We start from the raw sequence: 9,042 nt of genomic DNA, 5'->3' as shown, positions 1-9,042 counted from the left end.
ACGGAATCAAATATCTGCCGCTGGTAATTTATTATCCTTGCCCGGATGTTTTTCATAAGGTGACCAGGCATTGTCACTCCACCCTAATAAAACTTTATCTCCGGGGAGGAAATGAACGTGCAAATCAACTTTTCCCCATTTGCATTCTGGATTAGAGAATAATCAGCCCGTCCTTGCATGTAATTTCCTTATTTAATCTACAGAGTATTCAGTTAAAATTTTCACCAACGATGCTTCCCCCTCGCTCACTTTTTGCAACATCGTCAGCATTCCTTCGGATTCCAGTATTTTCTTACCGCCATTAAGGTAATAAAGTGCATACAGTTTGCTGTCGACGCCTGCGGGCATTCCGGCCAGCCGTGCTTTTTCCAGTGCTTTAATCACCATGTCGCGCTGCGAACAGGGAGGGAAATGCTGACTGGCAGGCATTTTCTGCCACTGGGTTAAAATCGCACCGACTTCGGGTTCATCCATAATCTGTTGCCAGATTTCTTCATTTATCCTGACGGCATGATCCCGTGGATTTTCTGCAGTAGATGCCAGCAGAGGAACAGGCTGCCAGCCCCCTTCTAAAGGTGCCCACCACCGGGTGATATTCCTGAACAGAAAGGTGTGCCATTCCTGTTCACCGCATTGCGCGAGCAGACTGATCACCTGTCGGGTATAAAAGCGAATCAGTGCAGTGGTGTCATCCGGGCCAATCACTGTGCAGGCATAAGAAAGTTGCGCCGCAAGTGCTCCTGAAAGGCAGGATTTAGTCGCAATCACACCCACAACGCCGGGTGTGTCCTTTATCTTTTGTGTGAGTTCATTGTTATTTTTCACCGCCTGCAGCCACGGCCCGTAATTTTTAAACTCGGCGAGTTGCGGATGGAGGTATAAAGAATACATTTCCGAAGCATTGAGCGTGTAAAAGGCCTCAAATTCTGACGTTTCCTGCGCTCCACCTTCTAACAATAAATAAAAATAACCGTTCTCTGTTTCAGCTGCGAACTCTGCTAATGCTGTTGACTCGATCATTTACGCTCCCTGTACGATGGCATCGTTGGCTTTGATGGCGTTAAGTAAGCATTCGATACAAATCTTGTTTTTAAGCTCAGGATACTGTCCCGGCAGCATGGGCATTTTCAGCCGCACCGGATTCGCCACCGTCAGCACCGTGTGCGGCGTTTTCCTGAAATATTCACCGGCCGTGCCGTACTCAATTTTGCCGTCCTGCAGGATGAGGTAGCTGCCGCCACCAATCAGCGTGATGCGCTTTTTCGCGCTGAACAGGATGTCGCCGTCCACCGCCGTGATGCTCACTTTTTTGCCCGCCGCAAGCGCCAGCCGGTTGTTCTGCGCCTGAACGTCGACCCTGCCTTCGCTGGCCTTCAGGCTCATCTCACCCTTCAGCGCAAAGAGGCCCATTTCCTCACCGGTGTTGACGGTCAGGTTCTTAATCACCCCGATATCCGCATTGTTACCGGCGTTCAGTATCATGTTTTTGGCGGCGGCCAGCTGCATATGTTCGCCGCTGGTCAGTGCAATCCCTTGTGGCGCGCTGGCCAGCACCACCTGATTTATCGGCTTCAGCCGTTCGCTGAACATGGCGATTTGCGCCGCGATGTCGGCCTCCAGCGCGCTGGCTTCGGCGGCGGCCTGGCTGAGGGCTTTCACCTGACGCTGCAGGTAGTCGATTTCAGCCATCGCCGCGCTGTTATCCAGCACCTGACCCTGCGCCTGCGGCTGGGCGTCCGCGCTGAGAAAGACGCCCCTGCCGCCGCGCAGGACGCCGCGTTCATCGGTGCGCAGCTCAAAACCTTGCCCGCGCGGCACGTTTTGCGCATCCACGATATGCCCGCTATTCAGCTGGGTTTTGCCGTATTCGGTGGCGAGCTTGATGTGCTCCTCACCGCGCCGGTCCTCCATCCGCAGCTTGTTATTGGACGGGGTGCGCAGGACGTTGCGGGTGTGGTTCCTTTCGGTCACGTGGTCGGGATGTTCAGAGTCGTGCAGCGCGGCGGCGATATACGGCCGGTCGGGGTCGCCGCCGTCAAAGGCAATCGCCACTTCGGTGCCGTCGGTCAGCGGCATATGCCAGCCGTAGCCGTCACCGCCGTAGGGTTTGGCGAGGCGCACCCACAGGTACGCATAACCGGCATCCGCCGACGCGCGGTCGCCGTCAATCCGTACGCGGTAACGCCCCTGATTATCCAGCCACGCGTAGGTGTCGCCTTTGGTCGGGCTTTCCACCCGCGCCGGTATCGTGCCGCTGAGCACCGGCCGCGCCGGTGGTTCGGGACGGAAGCAAATCGTTTCGCGGTACGCCATCCCCCAGATATTGAGGCGAAAATGTTCGGTGCGTGAGCCTTTGGCGACGATGCGGGTAATGAGGATGCCGTCCGGCAGGTCGCTGAACGGATAGGCCTGCGGCTCCAGCACCTGACCCGGCGCCAGCCCGCTGCCGGTGGTGCGGGCAAAGATGCGGCACTGATGATTCAGCTTACGTTCATGGCGGATGCGGGCGTAGAACGCGCCGGTTTCAGCGGCGGCGTCCACGTCCTCACCGGCCTCGCGGTAGGGTCGGGCGTACAGGTAGCTTTCTCCGGTCACCGGCGCGGCGCTTCGCACCTGCGCGCTGGCGTCAAGCGGCGTGGTCGCTTCGCGGTAGTTATAATCGCGTTTGAAGATTTTGCCGGTCACGGCGTTCCAGTGGATTTTCAGCCCCCAGACGCTTTCGGCGTGGCCGTCGCTCATCCCCGACGGCTCGCAGTACGGCAGGGTCACGCCAAACTGGTACTGCTCCGGCCCGTCGCCGAACAGCACCTTTTCACACGTCAGGCGGGTGTCCGCCTCAAAGCGAAACCAGATACCGACCTCGGCCAGAATGCGTTTTATAAACTGCAGGTCGGTTTCGCCCCACTGGGTGATGAGTTCGCGGTCGGGGTAGGTGTGGCTGAGGCGAAACTCAAAATCCTGCCCCTCGAGCCCGTGCTTGCGCAGGATAAATTCCGCCACTTCAGGCACCGACTGATTCTGAAAAATAAAGCTGTTGGTGCTGTTTTCCAGCAGCCGCAGGCGCGGCACCAGTTCGAGGCGGTACAGGGTTTCATCGGCGGAGGTCGACAGGCGCTGAAAGTCACGGATAACGCCGTACACGACGCGTTCCGGCTGGAAAGGCGTGCCCATAGTGAAGCTGGCGAACTGGCGCAGCATCTGCGCGGCGTCGATATCCGGTTCGGGGCAGGTGACGTCAACGGTGTAGGAAAAAGTCTCGCTGAGCTGTTCCTCGCCGCGAAAGTTCAGCACGTCCAGACTGTAAGGGCTGTTCCAGATATCAAGTGAGTAGCGGGAAAGTGTATCCATTCCGGTCCCTGGTTGGCATGTGAAAAGCATCCTGCTTTTCGGAGGGTGAGGAGACTGTATTCACATGGTGAAATTGTGGGCACAGTTTAATGGAATTTACGTATTCACAAAGAGATATATGAAGGGATATGAAGAAAAAAGGCGCAGTTTCCCGCGCCTTTACGATCACTTTTTACGGAATCAGATTACAACGCGACGTCTGCAACCTGCTTCTGTTCTTCACCCTTTTTAGGGGCTGAAGAATTGTCCGCTGCCGGAGCCGGTTCCGCCGCTTTTGGCTGCGGGTTGTCGAGCATCAGAACGCGGCTGGTGTCGCCCAGTTCTTTCTCGGTCGCGGCCACGTTGCCGTTCAGTTCGGTGCCGTAAGAAGGGATGATTGCCTTCAGTTTGGCCTGCCATTCTGGCGTCGCGACTTTGTCTTTAAACACTTTTTCCATCAGGTGCAGCATGATCGGTGCCGCGGTGGATGCGCCCGGAGAAGCACCCAGCAGTGCGGTAATGCTGCCGTCTTTGGAGCTGACCACTTCGGTGCCGAGACGCAGAACGCCGCCTTCTTTCTCATCTTTTTTGATGATCTGCACACGCTGGCCCGCTTCCCACAGACGCCAGTCTTCTTTCTTCGCATCCGGGAAGTATTCACGTAACGCATCGAAGCGGTCATCGTCGGACAACATTACCTGGCTGACCAGATATTTCACCAGATCGAAGTTGTCGATACCTACGTGGGTCATCGGCATGATGTTGGAGAAATTCACGCTGCCGAACAGATCCCACAGGGAACCGTTTTTCAGGAATTTGCTGGAGAAGGTCGCGAACGGCCCGAACAGCAGAACCTGTTTGCCATCCAGAATACGGGTGTCGAGGTGCGGTACGGACATCGGCGGTGAACCGACAGACGCTTTACCGTACACTTTCGCCAGATGGCGTTTCACCACGTCAGGGTTCTCAGTCACCAGGAATTCGCCGCCGACCGGGAAGCCGCCGTAGTTATCTGCTTCCGGAATGCCGGATTTTTGCAGCAACGTCAGGGACGCGCCGCCTGCGCCGATAAACACGAATTTCGCTTTGATGACGCTTTCTTTGTCGCCATTTTTCAGGTCGGCAACGGTCACGTTCCAGGTGTTATCCGGGTTACGTTTGATGTCGCGCACTTCATGGCCGAGGCTCAGCGAGAAGTTAGGTTTCTTCTGCAATGAGGCCACCAGCTGACGGGTGATTTCACCGAAGTTGACGTCGGTACCGATCGGAATGCGGGTCGCGGCGACTTTCTGCGCCGGGTCACGCCCTTCCATCACCAGCGGGATCCACTGTTTGATTTGCGCCGGGTCTTCTGAATATTCCATGCCGCGGAACAGCGTGCTTTGCTGCAATGCCGCAAAACGTTTACGCAGGAAATTGATGTTGTCGTCACCCCACACGAAGCTCATGTGCGGCGTGCTGTTGATGAAGGAACGCGGGTTGTGCAGCACGCCGTTCTCAACCTGATAGGTCCAGAACTGACGGGAAATCTGGAAAGATTCGTTAATTTCAACGGCTTTGGAAATGTCGATGCTGCCGTCGGCTTTTTCCGGCGTGTAGTTCATTTCCGCCAGTGCAGAGTGGCCGGTACCGGCGTTGTTCCAGCCGTTGGAGCTTTCCAGCGCCACGCCGTCGAGGCGCTCAACCATGTCGATTGACCAGTCTGGCTCTAATTCCTGAAGGTATGTCCCCAGCGTCGCGCTCATAATGCCGCCGCCGATCAGTAACACATCAACGGGCTTTTCATCTTCTGCCAACGCTGACTGGCTGAATGCAACCACGTTAAGGCAGAGGATCATGGCGAGTATCTTTCTCATGACGTCTGTTTCTCTGAATGTTTAGTTTTAGTTTTGCAGGTGAAAGCTATCCAGATTTCCCCTGGATAAACGAAATCAACAACCCGGTGCGGTGGGAAATAAGCGATTATTTCCACAGAGTATGAAAGGACAATAATGGGGAGTAACGAAAACCGCGGCGCAAAACGACAACTCAACCACATAAATGTTACCGAATACTCATATTATCGAGATTTCGTAAACAATTTAACATTGTCGTTACGTGCATTAAAAATAGTTTAATACTTTAAATAATTACATAAGTTAGTGACGTGACGAAATTACTCAGGCCAGATTCGCCTGCAAAGCCGCGGCATGCGCGGCCAGAGCCGGTGCCGGAGTGTGGCCGATCAGCATGAAGTTGTAACCGGCGTTGCGCCAGTAAACCACGTTCATTCCGCGACGGATTTCACTCTGCTGCGCCGTATTGTCACGGTGTTCGCTGCGCGTTATACACAGCGCCATCGGGCCGTAGCGCACATCCAGATAGGTGATTTGAGCGATGTCATAGTCGTCGTAATGCAGCATGCGCGCATCTTTCAGGTCTGCCCCCTGCACCGCCAGCGCCGCCGGACTCAGCGCGATGCCTAAGGTATTTTGCACCCGCGCCAGCTGGATTTTTTGCTGTTCAGCAGAATCATACACATCAGCCAGTGTCTGCGCGGTATACAGCGACATGTAATCCGCCACGCGCGCACGCCAGTTATCGTCGGACGTAAAAAGCGTCGAATAACGCCCGACCAGCAGCCCGACAGCCAGAAAACTGACGGAAGCGGCGAGCAATGCGCGGCGGCTGAACTTAGGTGAACCGGCAGCCGGAGTATCAGGAATAGCCTCCAGAGCGGCCTGTAATTTACCGACCGGCGCTTCCTGCAACATCGCGCCGAACGCGTCGTGGAAGGGTAAATTGCTGCACGACATCTGCGCCAGCCGCTGCGCCAGCACATCATCCTGCGCCAGTTGTGCATCAAATTTTGCGCGCTGCGTTTCGCTTAACTGATTGTCGAGATAAGCCACCAGTATTTCATCGGAATAAGGTGCAGACAGGACTTCACGGGTCATTTTTTCTCTCCCTGCTGCGGTTGTGAGACGGCACCGGCATCTTTCGCCAGCGTCAGTCGTGCGGCCGCCAGACGGCTCATGATGGTGCCGGCGGGCACACTCAGCGTCATTGCCGCCTCCTGATAGGTAAAACCTTCGACGTACACCAGAAACACCGCGTTGCGCTGCGCTTCCGGCAGCCTGTTCACCCGCTGCATAACCTGCGTATGCCAGTGACGGTCTTCGAAAGACAACGTGTCAGCCGGTGCCTCCGTTTCATCAACATCCGCAAATCCCTGCCCCTGACGAACGTGCTGCGCCCTGAGTTCGTTAACCCATATGGAGTGCAGAATAGAAAAGAGCCAGCGATCCACGCCGGTGCTGTCGGCCACCTGCGCGCAGCGTTCCAGCGCCCGCACGCAGGTGGATTGCACCAGATCGTCTGCCACATCGTGCTTGCGCGATAACACCATCGCGTAGCGCCACAAACGTGACAGGCACTGGCTCAGTTCAGAACGTAAGTCTGCCGGTGAAATTTATTGTTTCTCCGTGATCAGGATTCCGGGTGGCCGTCGATGGCGGCGCTCAGGTCGCGGTATTCTTCGCAACCGGTGCCGCATAAGCCTTTGATGGTCGCCAGCTGGGCTTTGGCGAGATCAGGACGTCCTTTAATCATATAAGCCTCGCCGAGATATTCCCGGACTTTGGCATAATTCGCGTCAATCGCAATCGACTTCTGATAATAGCTGATGCCTTCGTCGGTGCGCCCCAGTTTACGGGTGGCGTAGCCGCGATAATTCCAGGCTTCTTTGGTGTTCTGGTCTTTGAGCGTATCCAGCACGGTCAGCGCTTCCTGATAACGCCCGGTTTTCGCCAGATGATAGGCGTACTGCGTTTTATCCTGATCGGAAATCATGCTGCCTTTATCCACCATGCAGCTTTTGGTTTTGCTGTCATAGATTTGTCCTTTCGGGCAATCCGGCGTTTTCTTCGCGTCGGAATCGTCGCCCATCGCATTCGCTGCCGCGCTGAAAAACAGCAGATTGCCAGCCAGACACACAACCGACAGCGCCTGTATTACCGTTTTTGTCTTCATGATGATGTCCTGTAGGGGATTAACGGATGACTTACGGGCGGCCTGCGCTGCCCGGTAACATGCGGCGCAAAATGCCGTCGCGGAGAACGTAATGGTGAAACAGCGCCGCCAGCGCATGCACGCCCGCAATGATGATCAGCGCCCAGGCCACGTTGTTATGCAGTGAGCCGAAAGTTTTGGTCATCACACTGTCGAAATTGAATACGTCAGGAATGGGGAATAAACCGAAGAAATAGAACGGTTCAGCCTGCGACCAGCGGAATAAAAAGCCCAGAATGATTTGCGCGACCAGCAACAAATAGAGCGCCAGATGTGTCAGATGCGCGGCGGCTTTCATCAGCGCCGGCATGGCGACCGGTTGCTGTTTGCTGCGGCCGGTACTGACGGTAAATAAGCGCCACAAAAGACGCCCGGTGATAATCGCCGCCAGCAAAATCCCGACCGAGATATGCACCGATTGCAGCCCTTTGCGCAGCGGCGTGCCACGCTCCAGCACTTCCCAGATGTGCGCGCTGGCAAACAGAAAAATCACCGCCAGCGCCGTCAGCCAGTGCAGGAGAATAGTCAGTCCGTCGTAACGGCTGCGAAGAACCGGAGATGGCGCTGAAGTTGAGTTGGATCGTTGCATTGAAAAAGTGCCCGTCAGTGTTCGATATAAAGGTAAACACCTGAGCCCCGCTTTCTATTCGGTGTGAGGGAAAATAATTTTCGTCTGATATGCCTGAAATGATAAAGACGCAGGAGAAAAGATACGTCAGAACGCACAAAGATAGCCTATATATAAATCAGGGACGCGCAAACAGCGCCCGGCGGCGCACAATTTCCCTTTGGGCCGGTCAAAAACCACGTTATTACGCGATAAAGTTTTGTTCTGAGTGGCCGATAATCCGTATTGGGCGCCTTATACGTCGACGGCTGCGCCATAATATTGCATTTATTCCTTATGAGGTGTGGCAGGTGAGCGAAGTATCTAAAGAGTCGTTTGCGAAGCGGAACACGCTGGCAATCTTGTCCGTTCTGCGTGACCTGAAGAAGAACCAGACGCTGGTCATGGTCAGCCATTCCCGCGGGCAATTTATCAGCAAAATTCTGGACGTCGATGCTGACAACCATCAGTTCCTGTTCGATCTCGGCAGCTCAGATTATGAAAATGGTCTGGCAATGGAAGCCGATACATTAAATTTTGTGGCAGAACCGGCGGGCGCAAAGGTCGAATTCTCATGCAGTAAAGTCCGTCAGGTAACCTATGAAGGATTGCCCACTTTCACCTGTGATGTCCCGCCTGTGTTGTATTCCATTCAGCGTCGTGAGTATTTCCGCGTGAATGTGCCGTGGCTGCCGGATTATCGTTGCAGCGGAAAACTGCCGGACACCACGGACTTTGCTTATCGCGTGAGGGATATTTCTCTTGGCGGACTGGGGCTGGAGATTGACGGCATGACGCCGCCGGAAATCAGTTCAGGCGCATTACTGAAAGATTCCCTGATCGAACTGGCTGAGCTTGGGAAATTCAAAGTGGATTTGCAGTACATCGGCGCGATGCCGCGTAAATCGGTGAGCAATAAAGGTGAAACCGTCAGCACGCAGCGGCTGAGCTTTAAGTTTCCAAATTTATCGCCCGCGCAGGAACGTGACCTGCAACGGGCTATTTTCGAGCTGGAAAAACAGCAGCATATGAAAGCAAAACGTTTCCAGTACGATTAA

At 54.8% G+C, this 9,042-nt stretch carries 8 protein-coding genes and 1 pseudogene; 1 reads left to right on the top strand and 8 read right to left on the bottom strand.

What is annotated here, in order from left to right; genetic code table 11:
- Window positions 1–6 precede the first annotated feature (6 nt).
- From J1778_RS24935 to J1778_RS06840, 8 genes and pseudogenes are all read right to left on the bottom strand, one after another.
- Window positions 7–150: pseudogene (locus J1778_RS24935) on the bottom strand (DUF3304 domain-containing protein); the annotation flags it as partial.
- 42 nt (window positions 151–192) lie between these two features.
- Window positions 193–1,020, bottom strand: coding sequence for a DUF4123 domain-containing protein (locus tag J1778_RS06870; RefSeq protein WP_217172539.1), 828 nt, complete (start codon window positions 1,018–1,020; stop codon window positions 193–195).
- Complete coding sequence (locus tag J1778_RS06865) at window positions 1,021–3,348, bottom strand: type VI secretion system Vgr family protein (RefSeq protein ID WP_217172538.1); 2,328 nt, start codon at window positions 3,346–3,348, stop codon at window positions 1,021–1,023. It lies immediately after the preceding gene.
- A 185-nt stretch (window positions 3,349–3,533) separates the two neighbouring features.
- Window positions 3,534–5,183, bottom strand: a complete 1,650-nt coding sequence (locus J1778_RS06860; RefSeq protein WP_217172537.1) for a malate:quinone oxidoreductase — start codon at window positions 5,181–5,183, stop codon at window positions 3,534–3,536.
- A 303-nt stretch (window positions 5,184–5,486) separates the two neighbouring features.
- Window positions 5,487–6,263, bottom strand: coding sequence for an anti-sigma factor family protein (locus tag J1778_RS06855; RefSeq protein WP_217172536.1), 777 nt, complete (start codon window positions 6,261–6,263; stop codon window positions 5,487–5,489).
- A complete protein-coding gene (locus tag J1778_RS06850; RefSeq protein WP_338019638.1) occupies window positions 6,260–6,715 on the bottom strand; it encodes a sigma-70 family RNA polymerase sigma factor in 456 nt (151 codons plus the stop codon). Before J1778_RS06850 ends, J1778_RS06855 begins: the two co-directional genes overlap by 4 nt.
- An 80-nt stretch (window positions 6,716–6,795) precedes the next feature.
- Window positions 6,796–7,338 (bottom strand): tetratricopeptide repeat protein, encoded by a 543-nt coding sequence (locus J1778_RS06845; protein WP_132966499.1) that lies wholly within the window; start codon window positions 7,336–7,338, stop codon window positions 6,796–6,798.
- A 31-nt stretch (window positions 7,339–7,369) separates the two neighbouring features.
- Window positions 7,370–7,966, bottom strand: a complete 597-nt coding sequence (locus J1778_RS06840; RefSeq protein ID WP_217172535.1) for a cytochrome b — start codon at window positions 7,964–7,966, stop codon at window positions 7,370–7,372.
- A gap of 329 nt (window positions 7,967–8,295) precedes the next feature.
- Here J1778_RS06840 and J1778_RS06835 point away from each other — a divergent pair, with 329 nt between their 5' ends.
- A complete protein-coding gene (locus J1778_RS06835) occupies window positions 8,296–9,042 on the top strand; it encodes a flagellar brake protein (RefSeq protein ID WP_217172534.1) in 747 nt (248 codons plus the stop codon).

It is taken from the genome of Rahnella bonaserana, assembly GCF_019049675.1.
GTDB lineage: Bacteria > Pseudomonadota > Gammaproteobacteria > Enterobacterales > Enterobacteriaceae > Rahnella > Rahnella bonaserana.
The sequence above is the reverse complement of the archived record's forward strand: the minus strand, read 5'-3'. Positions and strand labels throughout refer to the sequence as shown.